This window comes from Pseudoglutamicibacter cumminsii, assembly GCF_003143995.1.
In the GTDB taxonomy this organism is placed as follows: domain Bacteria; phylum Actinomycetota; class Actinomycetes; order Actinomycetales; family Micrococcaceae; genus Pseudoglutamicibacter; species Pseudoglutamicibacter cumminsii_B.
Window position 1 is genome coordinate 20,410 of record NZ_QFWG01000013.1, and the last position, 23,210, is coordinate 43,619.

Annotated in this window: 18 protein-coding genes; 10 read left to right on the top strand and 8 right to left on the bottom strand. The window is 62.2% G+C overall.

What is annotated here, in order from left to right; translation table 11 throughout:
- Positions 1–52: 52 nt before the first annotated feature.
- The 4 genes from CAY35_RS08605 to CAY35_RS08620 all read right to left on the bottom strand — a co-directional run bounded on the left by CAY35_RS08605 (position 53) and on the right by CAY35_RS08620 (position 6,882).
- Positions 53–1,378: a beta-ketoacyl-[acyl-carrier-protein] synthase family protein gene (locus tag CAY35_RS08605; RefSeq protein WP_109304210.1), complete on the bottom strand. Its 1,326-nt coding sequence runs from the start codon at positions 1,376–1,378 to the stop codon at positions 53–55.
- Positions 1,375–3,159, bottom strand: coding sequence for a class I adenylate-forming enzyme family protein (locus tag CAY35_RS08610; RefSeq protein ID WP_109304211.1), 1,785 nt, complete (start codon positions 3,157–3,159; stop codon positions 1,375–1,377). The genes CAY35_RS08605 and CAY35_RS08610 overlap by 4 nt, the downstream gene beginning before the upstream one ends.
- Positions 3,160–3,168: 9 nt before the next feature.
- A complete protein-coding gene (locus CAY35_RS08615) occupies positions 3,169–3,666 on the bottom strand; it encodes an FABP family protein (protein ID WP_109304212.1) in 498 nt (165 codons plus the stop codon).
- Between the two features lie 63 nt (positions 3,667–3,729).
- The gene (locus CAY35_RS08620) at positions 3,730–6,882 is read right to left on the bottom strand and encodes a DUF3427 domain-containing protein (protein WP_109304213.1); all 3,153 of its coding nucleotides are present in this window, start codon (positions 6,880–6,882) and stop codon (positions 3,730–3,732) included.
- Between the two features lie 243 nt (positions 6,883–7,125).
- Here CAY35_RS08620 and CAY35_RS08625 point away from each other — a divergent pair, with 243 nt between their 5' ends.
- Positions 7,126–8,205, top strand: a complete 1,080-nt coding sequence (locus CAY35_RS08625; protein ID WP_109304214.1) for an NAD(P)H-dependent flavin oxidoreductase — start codon at positions 7,126–7,128, stop codon at positions 8,203–8,205.
- A gap of 11 nt (positions 8,206–8,216) precedes the next feature.
- Here the strand turns inward: CAY35_RS08625 and CAY35_RS09650 are convergent, their stop codons facing one another.
- Positions 8,217–8,360, bottom strand: coding sequence for a hypothetical protein (locus CAY35_RS09650; protein ID WP_181377545.1), 144 nt, complete (start codon positions 8,358–8,360; stop codon positions 8,217–8,219).
- 145 nt (positions 8,361–8,505) lie between these two features.
- Between CAY35_RS09650 and CAY35_RS08630 the strand changes: the two genes are divergently transcribed.
- The 3 genes from CAY35_RS08630 (at position 8,506) to CAY35_RS08640 (ending at position 11,077) form a co-directional block, all read left to right on the top strand.
- A complete protein-coding gene (locus CAY35_RS08630) occupies positions 8,506–9,063 on the top strand; it encodes a type IV toxin-antitoxin system AbiEi family antitoxin domain-containing protein (RefSeq protein ID WP_109304215.1) in 558 nt (185 codons plus the stop codon).
- Between the two features lie 89 nt (positions 9,064–9,152).
- Entirely contained in the window at positions 9,153–9,908 is a 756-nt protein-coding gene (locus CAY35_RS08635; protein ID WP_258265719.1) for a nucleotidyl transferase AbiEii/AbiGii toxin family protein, read from the top strand.
- 182 nt (positions 9,909–10,090) lie between these two features.
- Positions 10,091–11,077: a class I SAM-dependent methyltransferase gene (locus CAY35_RS08640; protein WP_109304217.1), complete on the top strand. Its 987-nt coding sequence runs from the start codon at positions 10,091–10,093 to the stop codon at positions 11,075–11,077.
- 97 nt (positions 11,078–11,174) lie between these two features.
- On the opposite strand, the gene CAY35_RS08645 is transcribed toward CAY35_RS08640, so the two are convergent.
- Genes CAY35_RS08645 through CAY35_RS08655 form a run of 3 tightly spaced genes read right to left on the bottom strand, consistent with a single transcriptional unit; the run spans position 11,175 to position 14,020 of the window.
- The gene (locus tag CAY35_RS08645) at positions 11,175–11,852 is read right to left on the bottom strand and encodes an HAD hydrolase-like protein (RefSeq protein WP_181377546.1); all 678 of its coding nucleotides are present in this window, start codon (positions 11,850–11,852) and stop codon (positions 11,175–11,177) included.
- Between the two features lie 29 nt (positions 11,853–11,881).
- Complete coding sequence (locus tag CAY35_RS08650; protein ID WP_109304219.1) at positions 11,882–12,469, bottom strand: cysteine hydrolase family protein; 588 nt, start codon at positions 12,467–12,469, stop codon at positions 11,882–11,884.
- A gap of 6 nt (positions 12,470–12,475) precedes the next feature.
- On the bottom strand, positions 12,476–14,020 hold the full coding sequence (locus CAY35_RS08655; RefSeq protein ID WP_219930471.1) for a purine-cytosine permease family protein: 1,545 nt from the start codon (positions 14,018–14,020) through the stop codon (positions 12,476–12,478).
- Positions 14,021–14,571: 551 nt separating this feature from the next.
- Here CAY35_RS08655 and kdpA point away from each other — a divergent pair.
- The 6 genes from kdpA (at position 14,572) to CAY35_RS08685 (ending at position 23,067) form a co-directional block, all read left to right on the top strand.
- On the top strand, positions 14,572–16,221 hold the full coding sequence (gene kdpA / locus CAY35_RS08660) for a potassium-transporting ATPase subunit KdpA (protein WP_109304236.1): 1,650 nt from the start codon (positions 14,572–14,574) through the stop codon (positions 16,219–16,221).
- Positions 16,218–18,233, top strand: a complete 2,016-nt coding sequence (kdpB, locus tag CAY35_RS08665; RefSeq protein WP_109304220.1) for a potassium-transporting ATPase subunit KdpB — start codon at positions 16,218–16,220, stop codon at positions 18,231–18,233. Before kdpA ends, kdpB begins: the two co-directional genes overlap by 4 nt.
- Positions 18,234–18,307: 74 nt before the next feature.
- Positions 18,308–18,940, top strand: coding sequence for a potassium-transporting ATPase subunit KdpC (gene kdpC, locus CAY35_RS08670; RefSeq protein WP_109304221.1), 633 nt, complete (start codon positions 18,308–18,310; stop codon positions 18,938–18,940).
- A gap of 81 nt (positions 18,941–19,021) precedes the next feature.
- Positions 19,022–21,631 (top strand): DUF4118 domain-containing protein, encoded by a 2,610-nt coding sequence (locus CAY35_RS08675; protein ID WP_109304222.1) that lies wholly within the window; start codon positions 19,022–19,024, stop codon positions 21,629–21,631.
- Positions 21,628–22,311 carry a response regulator gene (locus tag CAY35_RS08680; protein ID WP_109304223.1) on the top strand — a complete coding sequence of 228 codons (684 nt, stop codon included), beginning with the start codon at positions 21,628–21,630 and terminating at the stop codon, positions 22,309–22,311. Before CAY35_RS08675 ends, CAY35_RS08680 begins: the two co-directional genes overlap by 4 nt.
- Before the next feature lie 24 nt (positions 22,312–22,335).
- Entirely contained in the window at positions 22,336–23,067 is a 732-nt protein-coding gene (locus CAY35_RS08685; RefSeq protein ID WP_109304224.1) for an SDR family oxidoreductase, read from the top strand.
- Positions 23,068–23,210: the final 143 nt, after the last annotated feature.

Here is a 23,210-nt window from a genome sequence, read left to right on the forward strand (position 1 = left end):
CCGACGACGTGCGCTGCAGGTGTTCTGGGGTGCGGGCCGCCGCGGGGGTTGGCTACTCGCCCGCGGTGATGAGGATCGCCGCGTTATGCCCACCAAAGCCGAACGAGTTCGACAAAACCGCCGTGTTACTTTCCGGGGTCATGCGGCGCGCTTCGCGCACGATGGCGAGCTCCGGGAACGCTGGATCGTCGAGGTTGATGGTCGGTGGGATGACCCCCTCCCGCAGCGAACACACACTGATCACTGCCTCGAGGACTCCCGCGGCACCCAGCAGGTGGCCGGTCGAGGACTTGGTCGCGGTGATCGGGAGGTGGGTTGGGTGCCCTGCGCCGCCGAACACTGCGTTGAGGGCAGCGGCCTCCGCCGCGTCCCCTGCCACCGTCCCGGTTCCGTGCGCGTTTACGTGACCTATAGCGCCACCATCGGGAGCGCCCGTGGCGAACTGTTCCGGTGTAATCCCGGCGTCAGTGAGGGCCGCGCGCATCGCGGAGGCGGCACCGCGACCATCGGGCAGGGGCGCCGTCGCGTGGTGGGCGTCAGAAGAGGCACCGTAGCCCGCGAGCTCCGCGAGCGCGTGTGCCCCGCGGTCGCGGGCAACGGTTTCACGTTCCAGAACCACCGCGGCAGCACCGGCGGAGACCACAAACCCCGTTCGGCGGCGGTCAAACGGGCGCGAGGCCAGCTCAGGGTGATCTTCGTAGCCCGCGGCGAGCGCCCGAACGTTCGCGTTGGAGGACACGTTGATCGGGTTCACGCAGTCCTCCACACCGACCACGATCGCGGCGTCCGCATACCCGTGACGTAGCGCGCGCATCGCCTCCCCCAGCGCGACGGCACCGGAAGCACACGTCGCCGAAACCGCACGAGCCGGCCCCGTGACCCCGTACCGCTGGCTGATGAGTGCGGCAGGAGCATCGGGGGCGCCGTGCATCGTGAGGCTCAACGGGACGCCGCGTTGCCCGCGTTGTTCGAACGCGAGCGCCGCCTGATGATGCGGCCGCAACGGCCCTGAGCCGGTCGCCACCACGACCATGACCCGCGATGGATCCCACGGCAAGGCGACGTTTGGTTCGCCGGAGCCGGGCAAGTGAATCCCGGCCTGGGTGAGCGCCTGGTCAGCGGCGGCGATGGCCCACACGTGCATGTCGTCGAGCCGGCGCGCGAGCTGCCGGTCCACGTAGTCTTCGCGGTTGAAGCCGCGGACCTGCCCGCCGATGCGCACCCCGAGTTCACGGGCGTGCGGGGTTTCGAACTCCTCGCCCTCCAGAACGCGGATGCCGCTACGGCCGTTGACGACGGAGTCCCGCACCTCAGGGACGGTCAGCCCGCTCGGGGTGATCGCGCCGAGGCCGGTGATCGTAACTTTCTCGTGCGTCACAAGCGTTGTACCCCTTCACCGTTCGTTCGGGCGGTCGTGCTGGAGCGAAGCAGTTCGGCGAGTTCGGTGGTCTTGATTTTGCCGCCCACCGTTCGCGGCAGCCGCGACACCACGTAGTACTGCGCCGGAACGAACTGCGGCGCCAGCCGCTCCCGGCCCCACTCACGCAACGCGGCCTTGGTCAGGAGGGGGTTGACGCGGGTGCCGCCCAACGCACTGCCGTTCAGTCCCACCCCGAAGTCTTCGACGGCGAGCGCGAGCACCGTACCCAGCGTCGCATCCGGCAACCCGACCGCAACCGCATCGAACGCTTGGCCGTCCACGGTCAGGTCGGCGTAGGCGCGGGTGACTTCCGGGAGCGCGACTTTGTGTCCGCCGGTGTTGATGATGTCGCCCGCACGGCCCACCACCTGGACCTGTCGCCGGCCGTTCACGATGCGCACGCGGCCTTGGTCGCCGACGCTCGCCCAGCCGCGCTCATCCAGCAGGTGGGCGCCGCCGATTACGTATCCGTCCGAGGCCGATGCGGCACGCACCCAGATCGTGCCTAGATCAGAAGAACCCAGCTCACTGTTCCCGCCCCGTTCAGCGTCACGCACGGGCGCGCCGTTCTCGTCGCGGATCTGCACGTCGACCCCGTCATAGACCTCGTGCCATCCGGGGTGGCTAGGTATTCCTTGCCCGATGAACCCGATTTCCGCGGCGCCGTAATAGCTGATGAGTTCGGTGTTCGGGAGCACGGCGGTGAGTTCGTGGCGGAGGTTTTCGGGGAGGTCGGCGCCGCCCACAACGATCAGCTCCAGCCGCGCAAACAGTTTCGGGGTGCGGGTGGCTTGGGTGATGATGCCGCGTAGCATCGCTGGAACGGTGACGATTCGGGTGATCCTTTCGCGCGCTACCCGCTCCCCCAGGTCGGCGAGCGCCAATCCGTCGGTGTGGCTGTTGGAAAGGTGGATGGTGCCGCCGGTCGCAAACGCTTCCACGGCGGCGTAGAGGGTGAGTGAGTAAGCGAACGGTCCCGGCGCGAACGTGACCACGCGCGGCCCCACCCGGAGGCGCGACCCGAGCTCGCCCTTCGGTACGTATCCGTCTTCAGGCCCCACTCCGAGGTGCCGTTTCGAGACCTCGAGGTTCGCCCGGTATTGCCCGCGGGTTTTCAGGAACGCTTTCGGCGCGGCTGTGGTTCCGGAGGAGAACAGCATGAGGAAAGGTTCGTCATCGGGACGGGAAGCGTCGGGGCGGTCGCCCGGCACTTCCCCCGCGGCGCCGTCCCAGGCGGCATCCGATTCAGCATCAACCGCGTGCTCGAGGTTCCGGAACTCTGTGATCGTGCAGACGATCCCGCCCCAGTCCTCGCCGCACTCTTCATCCAGGGCTTCACGGAGGGTTGCGGCGGCTTGCCCGCCATCGACGATCACCACGCCGATCCCCGCCGCCCGCACGATGTTGCGCTGATGCTCGACCGGCCACCGCGGGTCAATCGCCGCGAAAACATGTTCGGAGCCAGCGAGCGCCGCCATAATCCGTGCCGCCTCAAACGCCGATGTGGTGCACACCGCGGTCACCGGCCGCGCTACCGCAGCCGGACCTACAGACCCAGCCGACCCTGTCGTCGGCGGTGTTTCCAACCGGACTTTGCGGTGCAGCCAGTTAGCGGCCGCGATGATGCGAGGGCTTTCGTCCACTAGCTCGCGGTAGGTGAGCGCACAGTTTTCGCTCGTGATCGCGGGCCACGTGGGGTGCGCGGCGGCGGTTTCGTGGATGGAGCGGGTGATGGGCACGGGGCTATCTTATGCGTGTGCTGCGCCGCGGTCCGCTTCAGTACGGTGCAGCGTGCTTTCGAGGTGTTGCGTCATGGCTTCGCCGACCGCGGCCATGTGGAACGCGGTGGTGAGCTGGCTGCCGTTGAACGTGTAGAACCGCTTGGTTTGGTTGACGGTTTTCGCGGTGCTGGAGTTCACGATGCGGGATTCGGTGAGCTCGAGCGTCCCGTTCGTGGGGTTGTAGGTGCCTTCGAGCAGTTCGGTTTGTCCGGTGGGTTGCGCGAGGATCAGTTCGACGTGGTCGGTGGCGCTGAAGCGGAGGTATCCGGTTTCCACGTGCATGGGCGCCCCGCCGGGCGATGTGGTTTTCTGTTCGACCTTGACGAACGGCTTGCCGGGTACGCCGGTGAAGGTCAGGGTTTCGTTGTATTCGAAGCCGTCGATGGTGGGATAGTAGCCGCGGCCGGAGCCGCTCCACGCGCCAAGGTGTTCGGCGAACGGTGCAGCAAACTCATGCAGGTCCATGCTCTGAATCTACCTGGAGGGATAGCGGCGGGCCATGAAGATGTAGCGGCCCGCCGCTACTACCTACCGAGCCGCGCGAGCGATATCGAACAAGCTCGCCGGCATCGGGCGTTCAAGTTCCCAAGTGATCTGCATCGGTTTCTCCCCTGAATGCTTCACATAGCGGGCGTTACCGAGGCACGTGTACGGTTCCGTTCCGATCTCACCGTTCTTCGCCTTACGCACGAACAGCACCACGTTCGAGCCTTCCGATTCGTGGTTGATGTACCGCTGCCCGGTAGGCGAACCTTCCCGCGTGACGCTTTGCGATTCCCAGTGGAACAGCGTGTCCGTCAGCGCGTAGTCGTGATACATCGTAGTCGGCGAATAATCGGCCTCCGATTTCTTCAACGTCACCAGCAAAATATCCGTCTGCAATTCCGGAACCCATTTCACGCCCTCGCGGATACTGCCGGGTTTCTCCGAGTTCAGCGACCCCACACCCAGACCCGCAAGCAGCTCCTCACGCGAATAGGTCGCGTGACTTCTGATCGGCTGGGTCTCAAGCCCGCCCGACAACGGCCGAGGAACAGCCCTCGAAACCACTTCGCGGAACTGCATGATCTGCGCCAGCTCGTCCCTCACGAACCGGGCGTTCAGAAGCTCCGTCAGCCCAGCTGCAACCCCATTCTCATGACCCGTCGGCCAGAACGAGTAGTACAGCATCAACGCAACAGGATCCTGCAGCAACTCAGGCGTGACCTTGCCGCTGTTCAATACGCGCAGATATCCCTCAAAACGGACCGGGTCGTCCACATGCACAAACTTGTTAGCCCGCTGCAGCAGCTTGCTTTCGGCTTCGGTCGGACGGAACGAGCTCCGCCCATTCGCCCATGCTTCATATTGAACCCACGCGTTCGGTCCTTTATCGCCGAGGTATATGCGGGTCGCTCCCGGATTATATACCGACGGCAGGTCGCGATCGGACCGCTCCAAATAGTCCTTGAGGTGCAGGCCGGCTTTCACCTCAGCCGCCGTGCTCATCTGGCGCACATCCGCCAGGAAGTCCTTGGTGCTCATCGTCACCTGGCTCCGAAGGTTAGCGACAACCTCCTTCTGCGTGACCTCATCGAGCACAATCTGACACCCCGCCGGCAGCATCGGGAAATTATGCTCCGCAGAACGTTGCAACTGTTTCCGGTCCTGACCGGTGAGTGCGTGCAGCTTGATATCGAAGCGGAAGTTCTTGTGCTGGTGACCCACAAAATCCAGGACCGTCAGGACGCTCTTGTCTTTCGCTCGGCGCAGGCCGCGGCCCAGCTGCTGGATGAAGATGGTCGCAGACTGGGTGGGCCGCATCATCAGGACCGTGTCAATAGCTGGCAGGTCGAAGCCCTCGTTGAAAACATCGACCGCCATGAGGCAGCTCAACTCGCCTGTGGCGAGCTGTTTGATCGCTTGGTCGCGGTCCTCGCGCGAGGTCTTGCCCGTGACAACGCCCGATGGGATGCCGGCCTGGTTGAAAACCTCGGCCATGTAGTTGGCGTGGTCAACAGAGACGCAGAAGCCGAGGGCTTTCATGTTGCTGGTGTCGGTCACGATCTCGCGGGTGGCTTGAATGATTTTCTTGGCTCGCTGATCGTTGCCGGTATAGAGACGGTCCAGGTCCGCAACCCTGTAGCCGCCGGCAGTGAACTGGGCGCCGGATAGGTCCACGCCATCGGCGATGCCGAAGTAGTGGAAAGGAACCAGAAGGTCGTTGTCCAACGCCGTCCAGAGTCGGAGTTCGCTCGCGATCCGGCCGTCAAAGTATTGGCCCACGATGTTCTGGCCGTCCATCCGCTCAGGAGTCGCGGTCAACCCCAGGAACTCTTTGCACCCATCGAAATGCTGGATGACGCGTTCGTACGTGGCGCCGGCACTGTGGTGGAATTCGTCGATGATCACCACATCGAAGTGATCGCGGTCCAGCTTGGTAAAGACCGCTTCCTGCGACAGGGTCTGGATGGATGCGAACACGTGGTCCCACTTGGTAGGCCGGTAGTTCCCGCCCAACAGCTCGCCGAAAGAGCCGTCGCCGAGAACGTCACGGAAGGTCCGCAGGGATTGCTCCAGGATTTCACGACGATGCGCAACGAACAGCAGCCGGGGTCGTGGGCCCTTGGTGTTTTCGCACAGGCGGCGGTAGTCCAGTGCAGCGATCACGGTTTTGCCGGTACCGGTGGCCGCAACCACGAGGTTGCGGTGCCGGTTGAGGACTTCGCGTTCGTGTTGGAGGTCGTCCAGGATGATCGCCTGGTGCGGGTACGGGCGAACATCCAGGTTCGTGGCCAACAGCGAGTCCGGAACCTTGTCCGCGGCGCCGTTGTTGAGTGCTTGCTGGAGCCGTTCCCCATCCTTTTCAGGGATGTAGGGTTCGAAGATCGGCGACTGCCAATAGCTTTCAAACGTGGCCTCGAACTTTTCGACCAGCGCTGGGGTCTGGATGTTGGAAACCCGCACGTTCCATTCGAGCCCGTCCACCATCGCCGCTTTGCTGAGGTTGGAGCTTCCGATGTAGCCGGTGTGGAAGCCGGTGTTGCGGCGGAAGACCCACGCTTTGGCGTGCAGGCGGGTGGTTTGGGTGTCGTAGCTGATGCGGACTTCGGCGCCGCACTCATTCACCAGATAGTCCAGGGCGCGTTTCTCGGTTGCACCCATATAGGTGGTGGTGAGGAGACGGACCGGGACTCCGCGCCGGTTGAGCTCTTGAAGTTCCTGAGCGATCAGGCGGATGCCGGACCAGCGAACGAAAGACATCACCACATCGACGGCGTCAGCGCTGAGCATTTCAGTTTTAAGCTCCGGGCCAAGGCGGGGGTCGCCTTGCGCGTTGGTCAGTAGCGCGACTTCGGAGATCGGGATCGACGGCGACTGCGGCGCCTTGTGAGGTGGTTTCGCGGTGCTCAACAGTTGCTGGGGTTTAGGCCCCTCGATGTGCTCGCCGAGGCTCACGGAACTCATGGTGGCCAGAAGCCTGTTCACGAAATCGATGCGTTCTTCTTCGCCGCTGATCTGCTGGAGCTCTTGTTCGAGGCGTTCCGCAACGAAGCGGGCCGCGACGTGCGGGAAGTCGGCCCTGTCAACCTTGCCAATCTGCGTTTCAAGGGCGGTCGCATCCAGGGCACGCCGCAGGTCCCTGGTCACCAGGTCTTCGCGCAGACCTACCAAGAGAGGGTCTACAAACTCATCACTCATCGGTGTCGCCAAAACGTTCAGACTCCTGAAACACGAAGCGCGGCCAGCCCGCGGCGAACGACCCTATAAGGTCCCTGGTTCTAAAGAACAATTAGATCTAACTTACGTCACCCGCAGCGGCACCCGCAGTACCTGACAATATTGCGAAGTTTTGCCCATCCACGGCCCACCGCCCACCGATGATCCTCCCCACGTGGCACAGTGGAAACATCCAACACCCAGCGATACACCGAGGAGCCCCCGATGCGAAACCCGAGCGCCTTCACCGACCTCACCGGAATCGATCTGCCGTTCGTCGGCGCGCCGATGGCCGGCACCTCTACCCCGCAGCTCGCCGCGGCCGTCAGCAATGCCGGAGGGCTCGGTTCTCTTGGTTTGGCGGGTAAGAGTGTTGACCAGGTTCGCGAGGCCGTCCGCGAACTCAAAACCCTCACCACCCGGCCGTTCAATCTGAACTTCTTCTGCCACGCCGAACCCCACCGGGACCCCGCCGTCGAATCCGCATGGATCGACTATCTGACCCCGCTCTTCGACTCACTCGACACCCAGCCACCAGCAGAACTCAGCCCGTCCTATGACTCGTTCCTCGGCGATACCGCGATGCTCCAGCTACTCCTGGAGGAAAAGCCCGCCGTTGTTAGCTTCCACTTCGGTGTCCCAGACGCCGCCACCATCAACGCCCTGCACGACGCCGGAATCCTGTTGATGGCCTCAGCCACTAACCCTGAAGAGGAGCGCGTGATCGAGGAAGCGGGCCTGGATGCGGTCATCGCCCAGGGGATCGAAGCCGGCGGTCACCGGGGCATCTTCAACGAGAACGGTTCCGATGAACAGACCCCTACCGCGGCCCTCGTTGAGCAGATCGCCTCAACAACACAGCTGCCGGTGGTCGCAGCGGGCGGCATCATGACCCGCGAGCACGCCGAACACATGTTCAGCCTCGGGGCAGCCGCCGTGCAGGCCGGCACCGCACTCATCACGACCCCTGAATCCATGGCCAAAGACTCCTACCGCGATGCTCTGGTGCAGGCCGCGCAGACCGCTCAGCGCGCTGGTGGCGGCGCTGAGACTCACTTGACGCGCGTGTTCTCGGGGCGGCCAGCCCGCGGACTCTCTACCGCGTTCATGGACTTCGCTCAAGCGCCCGATGCGCCAACTCCGCCGGTCTTCCCCGTCGCCTACTCGGCGAATAAAGTGCTGTCTGCCGCGGCCGCGAAAAGCGGCACCCCAGGGATGGCACCACACTGGTCCGGCGCCAATGTACACCTGATTCAGCCGCGCCCGGCAGCGGAAGTCACCCGCGCCATCGGGCGCGATCGATAACCCCGAGACACCTACACAGTAGCCACACTGCAAGCAGTCAAGGACTGCCGCGGGGCGGCGATAATTTTGCCGGTCCACCCGGAAATCTCCGCGGTGATCAGCCCGCCCGGGGTCCCCTCGGCGAGGAACAGCTCAATCGACCTCGGTGTGGCCATATCCTTCAGGCTCTTGAAATACACCGCAGCCAACCCGCGGTGACACCATCTAACCTACGCCACAACCTACAGCTCGTAGCGGAACTAAACGTCAACAGATATAATTATCTGTAAGCGCTTTGTTTCACGTACTGGAGGTGAACGCATGCGTCCGATCACCCCATCTACCGCCGCCCGCGCGGGCCTGTCCCGCGCCGGGCTCTACCGGGCCGCAGAATCTGGCGCCATGACGTGGGTCGCACGCGGGATCTACCTTCCCGAGGACGCGCCAGTCGCCGACTGGGGCATGATCGAAGCTGCAACCCGACGCCCCGAGTCGACGATCTGTCTCACTTCTGCACTCGCCTACCATGACTTAACTGACGCGATCCCTGACACGCTCAACATCGCGATCCCCCGCGGCACCCGCTCCCCCACAACCGAGCAGGCGATCACATGGCACCAGTTCGACGCCGAAACCTTCGACCTCGGCCGCGAAGAAATACCTATCGAAGGTACAGACCTGCGGATCGGACTCTATTCCCCTGAACGGTGCATCACTGACGCTTTCCGACTGCGCGGCCAGCTCGGCTACGAGACCGCGCGAGACGCCCTCAAAGAATGGTTGCGTCGCGGCGGCAAACCCAACACCCTGATGCAGATCGCCCTGCAACTCCCCCGGGCCAAGACCCCACTCCTCCAAGCCCTGGAGCTGCTGACATGACACATGGCGACGATGTCTTCCACACCCTCCAAGCCAAAGCTCGTTCGACAGCGAGCAAAACAGGAGCGCCGACTCCCACTCAGGAATATATGATTCGCCACCTCCATGAGTCATTCCTTGACCGATTGGGGCGTAGCGGACACGGAGACGACTTCGTACTCAAGGGAGGAATCCTGCTCGCAGCGTATGGCGTCCGCCGTCCCACAAAGGATGCGGACGCTAACGCCATCAACGCAGACGTGACTCCACAGCACCTCGGCCTCGTTGTCGCCGACCTCGCCCAGCAGTCCGCTGATGACGGGGTTATATTCGACATCGCGAGCATCACAGTTCAGGAGATCCGAGAACATCCCACCTATCCCGGCTATCGAGTACGTGTGAAAGCATCCATCGGGCCATGGAAAGGCACCTCGGCATGGGATGTTTCAACTGGGGATCCCATCATTCCCCCACCGCAGCTCGTGACAATCGATCGGTTACTCGGTGAACCGCTACAGCTGCTGGGTTACGCCGCCGAGACAACAATCGCTGAGAAAGCAGTCACTATATTGGAAAGAGGCATCACTAGTACGCGGTGGCGCGACTACGTCGACATCGTCCAACTCTGCAGGCAAGGGTTCGACCCACAAGAACTACGGCGATCGGCCGAAGCCGTCGCTCAGTACCGCGGCGTCTCCCTTGAACCCGTCGGTCCACATCTGAAAGGCTACGGCGCTGTCAGCCAGTCCAAGTGGGCTGCCTGGCGTCGAAAGGAGCACCTCGAGCACGCATGCGAAGCCGAACTCGACGACCAAGTCACGCTCGTTGCCCACTTCATTGATCCGGTTTTTACCTCCGAGCCTTAGGTTTCACTTCCCGGCAGCCAACCAAACACCGCCTAGTCGATGCACCCGACCTCCTGGCCAGCCCCGGCCTGGCCTGCTCTGGCCTGGCCTGCTCTGGCACGGCCTGATCTGGCCTAGCTTCTAGTGGGTCGAAGAGCTTATTCTCTAGTGCAAGGATTCAGCACATCACCCGAGGAGATTCCATGATCATTGAAACCCCTCAGGGCACCTGGACACCCAAGGTCACTTTGGACCACGACGCCGCCGGCGCCCAGTCACGCGCACAGTCGGCGTGCCCACACGAGAAGGTCGCCAAGATGGTGGCTCACTCCACTGAACCGCCAAGTGACGCCGAAAACTATGAGGCGCCCGGCGGCCGGCTGTTCGATAACCCGGTGCTCTACGACAACATCTTCGGCTGGGACGCGAGCGAAGAACTCGACTTCATCACCTCCACCACCAACGCTGACCGGCTCGTAGAATTCGGCTGCGGTTCGGGCCGCGTGTTGCTTCCGTTGCTGGAGCGCGGCTACGAAGTGGACGGCATCGACTCCTCAAGCGACGCCCTCATCCACCTCAGCGAGGCAGCGGCCGAACGGAAAACGAAACACACGCCGCGCCTGATCCTCGGCGACCTCACCGAGGTCGCGCTCCTGCCCACATACCCGGGGGCTTTCTCCGCGCTCAACACCGTACGGTGCCTGCCCACCCCGGAACTGGTCGCCGCCCACCTGCGGCGCGCCGCGATGAGCGTGACCACCGGCGGCAAGTACCTCATCCACCTCGATTCCTTCGGCACGGACCTGACCGAACGTCCCCAGCCCGGTGAATACGGCGATTGGGAAGGCTTCGGAGACCCAGCCGAGAACCCTGAATACCAAAACATCACGGTACGTTGGGAGTTGGCGAAACGGGAACCCCGCGACGGCTACGACCTCGAAACTGAACGAGTACGAGTCTGGAACGGTGACGAACTCATCGTCGATGAACTCCTGCTTCAGCTCTCCTTGTCGATCTCGGGCTGGCACGATCTCTTCACCGCCGAGGGGCTGTGGACGGTGCACAGCGTTGTCGACGAAGACGAGTTCCAACCGCTCGATGCGCAACAACAGCGGGCGGCCGAAAGCGGCAACTACTGGTTCATTCTGGAACGCACAGACCGCGCAGTCCCACCGCTCTACAGCGCCTAAACACAGCGCCTAAACACGGCGCTTAAAAAGGGAACGGGTGCGGCTTCGGACGCACCCGTTCCACGCTTCTACCTGCACCCGCCTCAGCCGGCGTGCGTCAACCACCCGGCAGGAGGATCTTGTGTAGCTCCGCCATGCTCGTAGCGACCTGACCTGGGTGCGCGGCATCGATCTGTTCACGCGTTGCCGCGCCCCACGTCACACCCACGGTGTCCACGCCGGCGGCGTTGCCCGCCTGAATATCGGTAGGCGCATCCCCCACATAAACAGCGCCACCCGCACCGCCGACCGGCTCTGCACCCACCAACTCGAGCGCCTTCAACACCGGATCGGGTGCCGGTTTATGCCGTTCAACATCACCGTTACCCACCAGCGGGCTCAGCTCCGGCAAACCACACACCCGCAGGCCGCGCCGCGCCATCTCCGGCAGCTTCGCCGTGACAACACCCACGGTGCAACCAGCCGCTTCAAGATCAGCCAACACCCGGTCCACGCCAGGGAACGGGGCCACCGCATCGTCATGCATCTCTTGGTTGAACTTCCGGTACACAGCAACCCACTCATCGGCGGCATCCTCACCGGCGACAGGGCGGAACGTGTCCTCCAGAGTCAACCCGATCCACGACTTCATGACCTCATCATCCGGGGCCTGCACCCCGAAATGCTCAAACGTGCGGTGGAACGTCGCCACAATCAACGGGATCGTGTTGATCAGCGTCCCATCCAAATCGAACAGCACAGTTTTCCAGCGCGGTGCATCCGCCACAATGGCCACGTCCTCTCCAGCTACGGTTTCCAGTCCGCCTACGAGTTTAGGTATTCGTCCACGGTCATGAGCGTGAGCATCGGGTTGAAGCAGTCCATGATCGCCATCGCCTGGTCGTGCACTTCTTTGGTTCCGCCGCCGCACGCGTCCGTCAGCACCGTAACCCACTTGCCGGCGTCCACGGCACCCAGCGCGGTCCCGATCACGCAGCAGTCCGTCGCCACGCCCGCCAACACCAGGCGGTCATAGTCCTTGGTCATTTCAGCGAGCTGTTCGCCCCACTTGGAGAACGTCGGCATCGACAACACCTGGTCGCCCTCGCACACCGGGGAGGTCAGGTCCCACACCGCGGATTCAGGCTCAGCGCGGCATTCGTCCCAGCGGTCGTAATAGTCAGCCCACGCGCCATGCTCTTCCGGGTCCCGCACAAAGCGAGTCCAAATCACCGGCGAACCATCCCGCTCACGCAGCCGCGCCATCGCCTGCTCAACCTCGGCATAATTCGAAACACCCCACTGCCCATCCTGGTCAGCGAAAATGTTCTGCATATCAATAAAAACCAGCGCCCCCTTCCGCGGTGCGCGCGGCTGGGTTGCCGGAACAGAAGCATCCGATGCGGTAGTCATCAATCCTCAACCTTCCAGTTCAGTGGCGGGTTTAGTTTCATCCGCGGGTGTGGTTTCAACGGCGGGTTTAGTTTCAGCTGCGGAGTCAGCCTCAGCGGCCGCTTCAGCTTCTGCCTGCTGGCGCGCCGCCTTCCGTGTACGCAACAAGCCCGTCGGCACAGGCAACTTATACATCAGCATATAAAGGACCCCGGCACCGAGGATCCCAGCCACGAAACCAAGGTCACCCACCGAACGGGACAGGTCCGCGAACGGCCCCACCAGCAGCTCGGTGTCCCAAAACAGCATCGATATCAGGCATCCGCCGATCCACGCGAAGAAACCCCACTCGAACCGGCGGCCAGTGTTATACAACTCCACCGAGCTGTCCACGGCGGGTTTACGCATCCGCAAGTAATAGTCCAACAGCAACACCGTGCTGAACGGGACCACTAAGTAAGCGAGCACCGAAAGGAAGTTGTAGAAACCGCCGTACGGGTCCTTCTGCATCAGCAGCGTCATCCCGAGGCTCACCACGGCCACGATGACCACCGCAACAATACGGCTCACCGGAACCTTCAACGTCAGGAGCGACAATGCGCCGCCGTACAGGTTCATCGCGCTCACCGGGATCGTGGAAAGCACCACCGTGATCATCGCGACCGGTGCCCACGAACCCGTCAACTGCGCCAGCGCAGGGATCGCATCCAGCTCACCCGCGAAACTGGAAACCAGCACGCCGATGCTACCCAGCCAGGTCAACGCGAGGAAGCTGCCGCCAGCGGTGTAGAGCACAACCTTCGAATGAGGGGTGCGGCGAGGCAGATACCGGGAGAAATCCGATGCAAACGGAGTCCAGGTCATCACGTACGCGAAAAAGAAACCAGCGAACGTAAACCAGCCCGCAACCGGGCCCATGTAGCTGCCCGCATCGGGGTTGGAAGCAAGCGTGACGTCAGCCTCCCGCATCGAAAGCACAGAGATCACCAAGAACAACACCGTCAGCACAACGGTGGCCACCTTATTCACGACGTGCACCACGTTGTGGCCCCACACCGCGAACACCGCCTGCACCGCGAACATGAGTGCCGCGGCGAGCGCAAAGTTGATGTCCACCAAAACTTGCAGCGCGATCACCGCGAACACCGTGTTCACGGCCGTCCACCCGATCGCGGAAACGATAGTGAGCAGGGTGATCGGCAGGTAGTTCCCGTAGAAACCCATCGGACCGCGGCCCTGCACCTGTTGCGGAACACCCAGCTTGCTACCAATACCGGCCAGCAACCCCATCACAAGAACACCGCACAACGTTCCGGCGGCGACCGCGGTGAGGCCCTGCACCACCGACAAGCCGAAGTGCGCCGAGAAGAAACCGGACACCATGACCGCGAGCACCATATTCGCGGCAAACCAGAGTGTGAACTGGCTTCGCGGGCTGCCGTGCCTCTCTACATCGGGGATCTGTTCTGTACCGTACGGCTCCGCTTTGGTGAGCGATGTACCGTATGTTGCTTCGCCGGAGGTCTCGGCAACCATGTTCTGGTCTTTCTTTTCGATGAACGAACCCTTCACACTACCGTGACCGCAACCACAACATCAAAAGCGGTCCCGCAACCAATATTGGCGTTCGGAGGAGTCGCCACCGGAAGGATGAAATACGTCAGCAAACTCAACACCACACCGAGCGCGAGCCCACCCCAACGCACCTGAACTGTCTGCTTCTCAACCGCCGGATCCAACTCACCCGGCGACTTCTGTTTAACGTCACGGTGTTTAACGTCACGGCCCTTCGACGGATCCGGACGCAGGTTTCCAAATGCTCCTGCATCTTCGGCTTAGCCATACCCAACCTCCACGGTGCTTTAAGTGCCATCAGCAAAGTGATGTGCACCTCGTCCTAGGCGGACGGACCGGATTCATGAACTCCTGCCTTCCCCTATGACCGCCCGTACCCCGAAACTGCCCCGCGTTACGATTCCGCTAATTCTTGACGTGCACCGTTAAAAATCCGTCAAGGCACCATGCTCCCCTCCCCAACCAGGCGTTGAGTGGACACCAGAAGCAATTCGTCACCACCCATTCATCACCAACGCAATTCATCACTACTCAAGGGAGCAGCCGTGATCGGCTATCTACAGATCGCCATAGTGCTCGCCGCACTCGCGCTGTGTTATCGCCCATTCGGGGCATACATGGCGCACGCCTACACATCACCCCGCCACGTCGCGGTAGAAAAAGGCATATACAAAGCATTCGGAATCAACCCAGAATCACAGCACCCATGGCGGGTCTACCTCCGCAACGTGCTCGCATTCTCCGCGATCTCCATCTTCATGCTCTACCTGCTGCAACGCACCCAACACCTCCTCCCCCTCGGACACGGAGTAGGGCCCGTCCACACAGACCAAGCATGGAACACCGCAGTCTCCTTCACCACCAACACCAACTGGCAGTCATACTCAGGCGAAACCGCCATGAGCCAGCTAACCCAGCTGCTAGGCCAGAACCTCCAAAACTTCGTCTCTGCCGCCGTCGGCATGGCAGTAGCCGTCGCCCTCGTCCGGGGCATCGCGCACCGCAACGGCCACCCAGAACTCGGCAACTTCTGGGTTGACCTCGTCCGCGGCTGCCTGCGCATCCTCCTACCGATCGCCCTCATCGGTGCAACCCTGCTCCTCATCGGCGGAGCCATCCAAAACCTCAACGGCCCCACCACCATCACAACGCTCACCGGCGGAACTCAAACCATCCCCGGTGGCGCCCTCGCAAGCCAAGAAGCCATCAAAGAGCTCGGCACCAACGGCGGCGGCTACTTCAACGCCAACTCCGCCCACCCCTTCGAAAACCCCACCGGGTGGACCAACCTGCTCGAAATCTTCCTGATCCTGCTCATCCCTACATGCCTCACCCGCACCTACGGCATCATGGTCGGATCCAAGAAACACGGCTGGGCTGTACTCGCCGCAATGACCACGATCTTCACGATCTCCCTCTGCCTGCTCATCTGGTCTGAACTCGCCAACAAAGACTCAGCCATCACCACCGCAGGCGCCGCGATGGAAGGCCGCGAAACCCGGCTCGGAATCATCCCGTCCGCGTTCTTCGCAACCGCCACAACCCTCACCTCAACCGGCGCCGTGGACTCATTCCACTCAAGCTACTCAGCGTTCGGCGGTGGCATCCTGACTCTCAACATGTTGCTCGGCGAAATCGCTCCCGGCGGCGTCGGATCAGGCCTCTACGGGATGCTCATTATCGCGATGCTCGCAGTGTTCATCTCCGGCCTCATGGTGGGCCGCAGCCCCGAATACCTCGGCAAAAAGATCGGCGTCAAAGAAATCAAACTCATCGCCGGCTACACCCTCGTCGTCCCCGTCACCGTCCTCACCGGCGTCGGCATCTCCATGGTGTTGCCAGGGGTACGCGAATCAATCCTCAACGCTGGCCCGCATGGCCTCACCGAAGTCCTGTACGCCTTCACATCCGGCGCCAACAACAACGGCTCCGCCTTCGCAGGCCTCAGCGCTGACACCCCTTACCTCAACTACGCCATCGCCATCGCGATGCTCATCGGACGGTTCGTCCCCATCGCCCTGGTCCTGGCACTCGCCGGCACACTGGCCGCCCAAAAACCAACACCAGAAACCGCAGGAACCCTGCCAACCCACAAACCACTCTTCGTAGGCGTCATGGTGGGCACCAGCTACATCGTCACCGGCCTGACATTCCTCCCAGTCCTCGCGCTGGGACCACTCGCGGAAGGTCTCTCATGAACCCCACTCAACTACGCGCAGCCATCCCCGTAGCCCTGCGCAAACTCAACCCCCTCACGATGATCAAGACCCCCGTCATGTTCATCGTCGAAATCGGCTGCGTCATAACCCTGATCCTCGCGATCATCAACCCGAGCATCTTCGCGTTCTCCGTAGCCGCCTGGCTCTTCTTCACCATCCTGTTCGCGACCTTCGCCGAAGCCCTCGCTGAAGGCCGAGGCAAGGCCCAAGCCGAGCAGCTGAAAAAGAACCAGACCGTCATGACCGCCCGCCGCCTCACCAGCGACGGCGAGCAAGAAACCATCCCGGCCTCCCAGCTCAGCCGCGGCGACATCGTCGTCGTCTCCGCTGGTGAACTCATCCCCGGCGACGGCGACGTCATCAAAGGCGCAGCATCCGTCGACGAATCCGCGATCACCGGCGAATCCGCGCCCGTCATCCGAGAATCCGGCGGCGACCGCAGCGCCGTCACCGGCGGCACCAAGGTCCTCTCCAACACCATCCAGGTGGTCATCACCTCGGAACCCGGCAAGACCTTCATGGACAAACTCATCAACCTCGTTGAAGGTGCCGAACGGAAGAAAACCCCCGGCGAAATCGCGCTCGACATGTTCCTTGCCGTGCTCACCGTGATCTTCCTCCTCGTGGTGCTCTCGCTCGCGCCTATCGCGAACTACTCTGAAGCACCGCAGTCGCCGCTCGTTTTGATCGCGCTCCTCGTGTGCCTCATCCCCACCACCATCGGTGCGTTGCTCTCTGCGATCGGCATCGCCGGCATGAACCGCCTCGTGGGCCGCAACGTCCTCGCGATGTCCGGCCGCGCCGTCGAAGCCGCCGGCGACGTCACAACCCTGTTGCTAGATAAAACCGGCACCATCACGGTAGGTAACCGCCAAGCCGCCGATGTGGTGGGCCTCGGAAACACAGACTCGCAGGTTGCTGCGAGGGCAGCACAGTTGTCATCCCTCGCCGACGAAACCCCAGAAGGCCGCTCGATCGTCGAATACGTTGAAAACACGATGGGTCTTGGACCCATCGATGCACGCGAACACATCAACGCAGAGTTCATCCCATTCACCGCAGAAACCCGCATGTCCGGCCTACGCATCGAAGACCGCCTCATCATGAAAGGCGCGGCAAGCGAAGTCATCACATGGGTTACCAACCTCGGCGGCACCATCCCTGCTAACACAACCAGCGTCGTCGAGCGCATCTCCAACGACGGCGGAACCGCTCTCGTAGTCGCCGAACACAACAAGACCACCGGTGCCGCGAACATCCTCGGCGTCATCCACCTCAAAGACGTCCTCAAGCCCGGCATGAAGGAACGGTTCGACACGCTACGCAGCATGGGCATCCGCACCGTCATGATCACCGGCGACAACAAGCTCACCGCAGCCGCCATCGCTAAAGAAGCCGGCGTAGACGACTACCTCGCGGAAGCTAAACCGGAAGACAAACTCGCCCTCATCCGCCGCGAACAAGAAAAAGGCGCGATGGTCGCGATGTCCGGCGACGGAACCAACGACGCGCCAGCGCTCGCGCAAGCCGACGTCGGCGTAGCCATGAACACCGGAACGCAAGCCGCCAAAGAAGCCGCGAACATGGTGGACCTCGATTCCGACCCGACCAAACTCATCGAAATTGTGGAAATCGGTAAACAGCTGCTCATGACCCGAGGCGCGCTCACCACGTTCTCGATCGCTAACGATGCCGCGAAATACTTCGCGATCATCCCCGCGATGTTCATGACCGTGTTCCCCGGCCTCTCAGCCCTCAACATCATGGGGCTGAACTCACCGGAATCCGCGATCCTCTCCGCAGTGATCTTCAACGCGATCATCATCGTCGCGCTCATCCCGCTCGCACTGCGCGGCGTGAACTACAAACCCGTTTCCTCACATCAGCTGTTGCGCCGCAACCTGCTGATCTACGGGCTCGGCGGGCTTATCGTTCCGTTCATCGGGATCAAACTCATCGACCTCATCGTCTCCCTCATCCCAGGGTTCTAAACCCACCAAGGTTCAGTCATGGCCTGCCCGCACCACATAACGCAGCTAGGCCAGGCGGGATTGAAAGGATCATCATGCGCAACACAGTTATACGCGCCGCAACCTCACTATGGACCTCACTCCGGGCAATCGTTGTACTCGCGCTCATACTCGGTGTGCTCTACCCTGCCGCCGTGTGGACGATCGGCCGGGCCGTGCCCAACAACGCCGACGGCTCCTGGGTACGCAACGCTCAAGGCGAGATCGTCGGTTCCTCACTGATCGGTCAAGCCGTCACAGACGAGCGGCTCTTCTTCCCACGGCCATCCGCAGCGGGCGCTGAAAACAGCGCCAACATCGGCGACGACGGCTACGACGCGATGAGTTCCGGCGCCTCCAACCTCGCGTCGACCTCGAAAACGCTCAAGGAACAGATAGCCACCCGCCGCGCCGCGATCGCCGCCCGCGACAACATAGACCCCGCAACGATTCCCGCAGACGCGCTCACCGCAAGCGGTTCCGGCTTGGACCCGCACATCAGCCCCGAGTACGCGGCCCTTCAGATCAAGCGCGTAGCCTCCAAAACCGGTTTGACTGAAGAAAAAGTGCGGCAGCTCGTAGCCGACAACACGACCCAGCCACACCTGGGTTTTCTCCAGGAACCGGTCGTCAACACAGTTACGCTCAATACAGCAGTGGTTGAAGCCGCCGGCATCAACCAGCAATAGAGCACACCGCAGTTGAGCGCATCTCAGCAGAGCAGTGCCCCATCGGCCGCCTCAGGCGAGAATTAGCAACGTGGAGGTCCCATGAGCGACCAACCTTCGAACCGGGAGCATGAACTCGCGGACCGGAAAACCGCGAAAGGTACCCTCAAGGTCTACCTAGGTGCTGCCCCCGGCGTGGGTAAAACCTATGCGATGCTCGAAGAAGCCCACGGGATGCTCGCCCAAAACGTGCATGTGCTGGCGGCCGCGATCGAAACTCACGGCCGCGCTGACACCGTGCGGATCAGTCAAGACATCCCTAAGGCGACGCCCCGTCACGTGACCTACCGCGGGCACACGTACCAAGAGATCGATGTAGACGGGATCATCAGCGAAGACCCCGATGTGGTGCTCGTCGATGAGCTCGCTCATTCCGTTGTGACTGAAGCTGGGCCTGTTCGGAAACGGTGGGAAGACGTGCACCGGCTGCAACAAGCCGGGATCGATGTGATCTCCACTGTGAATATTCAGCACCTCGAGTCGCTCTCTGACGTTGTGTATGAGATCACAGGGGTGCGGCAGCGTGAAACCATCCCGGACCACGTGTTGCGCCAAGCCGATGAGATCGAGCTCGTCGACCTCTCCCCCGCCGCGCTGCGGGTTCGGTTGCATCGCGGCCAGATCTACCAGCCCGACAAGGTCGATACCGCGTTGGCGAAGTACTTCCGGCTCGGTAACCTCACCGCACTGCGTGAACTCGCGTTGCTGTGGATGGCGGACCAGGTCGATGCCGGCCTTGAGGCATACCGACAGCAAGAAAACATCACGGAAGCCTGGCCAACTCGTGAACGCGTCATGGTTGCTGTGACAGGCGGGCCAGAATCAGCGGCACTCATCCGCCGCGGAACTCGGATTGTCGGCAGGGCCGCTGGCCGCGAACTCATGGTGGTTCACGTCATCAGCCAAGACGGCCGCACCGCCTCAGAATCCGCCACTCACACGCTTGCCGAGCTGAAAACCCTCACCGAATCGTTCGGCGGGACCTGGCACACGCTCACCGGCGATAACCCCGCCGAAACCCTGCTGAACTTCGCCCGCAGCTCCAACGCGGCGCAGCTCGTCCTCGGTGCATCACGCTCCCCGTGGTACTTGCGGGTCCTCGGCCCAGGTGTTGCCGGACGCATCATCGCAGGCGCCAGCGACATCGACATCCACATCGTCGGGAACCAAGCACAAACCTCACGGTTCCCTTTCCACAGGAGCACACAGTCAGCGCTGGCCGGCTCACGCACCATCATCGGCTGGGTTCTCGCCGTCACCCTACCGCTGGGTTTGACCGCGCTGTTCAACGCACTCGAAGACCAGGACCGCTTCCTGTCAGTCAACATCTTGAGCTTCCTCGCAGCGGAAGTCGCTGTCGCGCTGATCGGCGGATGGTGGCCCGCCCTCTTCACCGCGCTGTTCGGCTCGCTCCTCCTCAACTTTTCCTTCATTCAGCCCATAGGAACCCTCACAATCGCGGCCCCAGAAAACATCGCCTCGCTCACCATATTCGTGTTGGTAGCGGCCGGTGTTGCCCGAGTCGTGGATGCAGCGGCACGCAACACAGCAGAAGCGCGGGCCGCGAACTCGCACGCACTTTTAATGTCCGAACTCGCCGGATCCGTTGTGCGGGAAGGCACCAACATAGCCGCGCTCCTCAACACGATCGTGGAAACCTACCAGATCCCTTTCGCGACGCTGCAGGAGCGCGAGGCGGACGGCACGTGGGCTGATCAGTACATGGCCGGCGATATAGATCCCGGCGCAGAAACCGAAGTGTTCCAAATTGACGACGAAAGTCGCCTCACCATCGCTGCCCGCCCATTCTCCGCATCAGAACACCAGTTACTCGACGCGTACGCGGGCCGCGTCCTGACCCTTGCCCGTCAACGCCAACTCAGGCAAGCCCGCATCGAAGCGCAACGCCTCCAAGCCGCGAACTCAGTGCGCACAACCCTGCTCACGGCCGTATCCCACGACCTACGCACACCGCTAGCCAGCATCAAAACCGCAGTATCAGGCATGCGGATGACCGACGTCGAGCTCCCCCGCGACCTCCAACAAGAGCTACTGAAAAACATCGAAGACTCAGCGGACAGGCTAGACCACATCGTGACCGACCTGCTCCAGATGAGCCGCATCCACACCGGAACGCTCACCGTCAGCATGCGTAGCATCGACGTCGCGGCCATCGTGGACAGCACCCTCACCAACATGGAGCCAGACACCATCCCAGCCGACCTGCAGATCACCATCCCCGGCGACATACCTCCCGTTACGACAGACCCCGGCCTCGTAGAGAGGGTCCTCGCGAACCTGCTCCACAACGCACAGAAACACTCGAAGGCCCCCGTGCAGCTTGACGCGGCATGGATACCCGCTGATGACAGCGTTGAAGTGCGCGTCGCTGACAAGGGACGCGGCCTGAGCGACGAAGCGAAAGCCGCCATGTTCACGCCGTTCTCACACATGGCAGACTCAGGTCCTGGAGGTGTAGGGCTCGGAGCAGCCGTCGCGAAAGGCCTCGCTGATGCGCTCGGCGCTCGGCTCCACCCCGAAGACACACTTGGAGGTGGCCTCACCATGGTGTTGACGCTGCCACTAAACCCCGCCAGCCAGCAGCAAGAAAACCAACCTCAACATAGCGAGCCCAAGCAGGAGGAGAAATGAGCACCATACTGGTCGTCGAAGATGACCCGTCAATCGGCCGTGCCCTCATGATTAACCTGACGGCTCGCGGCTATACAGCGTTCCACCAATCCACCGGCGCGGGCGCGCTCGAAGCGGCATCCCGCGGCGACATCGACTGCGTCCTGCTAGATCTTGGGCTGCCCGATATCGACGGCCTGACAGTCATCGACGGGATCCGAGGATGGTCGGAAGTCCCCATCATCGTGATCACGGCCCGCCACGAAATCGAATCGAAAATCGAAGCGCTAGACCGCGGCGCCGACGACTACGTCACCAAACCTTTTGCGCTCGGCGAGGTCCTCGCTCGGATTCGAGCAGCGCTGCGCCGCACGCACCACGACTCCGCCGACACACCGAACATCCAGACCAGCGACGGCCGCATCGACATCGACCTCGCCAAGTCCATCGTGAGCGTCAACGGCGAGCGCATCAAACTCACCCCGCAGGAATGGAAGATCATCGCCCACTTGGCGCGCCATCGGGACCAACTTGTGACCCATAAAGAACTGCTCGGTGCTGTATGGGGGCCGGGCTATGAAAGGTCTTCGTCGTATCTGCGGGTGTATATGTCGCAGATACGGCACAAGCTCGAGACTGACCCGTCGCAACCGCAATATTTCTTGACGGAACTGGGGATGGGTTACCGGTTCACACCATAGCGGTGGCGTTGCTACGTTGGTTGCATGACTACTTCACATGATTCCGACAAGCCGGTTGCGTTGATCACGGGTGCTTCGCGTGGCATCGGGTTGGCGATTGCTCGCGAGCTCTCCTCGACGCACGAGCTGATTTTGGGTGCCTCGAGCGAGACTTCGCTGGCCGATGTGCTGGCCGAGTTCCCGGGCGCCCGTCCGTTCATCGCTGAACTGACTGATAAAGACGCGATTGCTCGCGCGGTTGCGGATGCCGGGTTGAGTGGCGAGTCCAGCTCCAATGCGCGGTTGGATGTCCTGGTGCATTCGGCGGGTGTAGCTGACGGCGAGACCGTCGCGGAGACCCCGTGGGATGTGTATGAGCGGGTGTTCTCCGTGAATGTTTTCGCGGTCGCGGAGCTGACGCGCCTGTTGCTGCCGGCGTTGCGTGCTGCGGGTGGTCAGGTTGTGACGATTAACTCCGGTTCCGGATATTTCTCCGGCGTGGGGTCTGCGGTGTATTCGGGTTCGAAGTTCGCGCTGCGTGCGTTCTCGGATGCGTTGCGGGAGGAGGAACGCGGCGGTGTGCGGGTCACCTCGATCCACCCGGGCCGCGTGGATACGGACATGCAGATGGAGTTGCAGGCGTCCTACGGTAACCACGACTACGACGGCTCCCTGTATATCCGTCCGGAGTCGGTTGCGGCGACGGTGCGGCTCGCGGTGGATGCGACGCCGGAGGCGATGATCGAAAACCTGGCGATCCGCCCCGTCCACAAATAACTCAGTTAACTTTCGGCACAGAAATTGTAGAAATAACCGCCGGGTTTAACCTTCGGCATCAAAATTGTAGAAATCGGCGCGGCGGCTGCCGCTGCATCGCGGGCGCTAGAACGGCGCTACCGACATATCGACGCCGGGGCCGG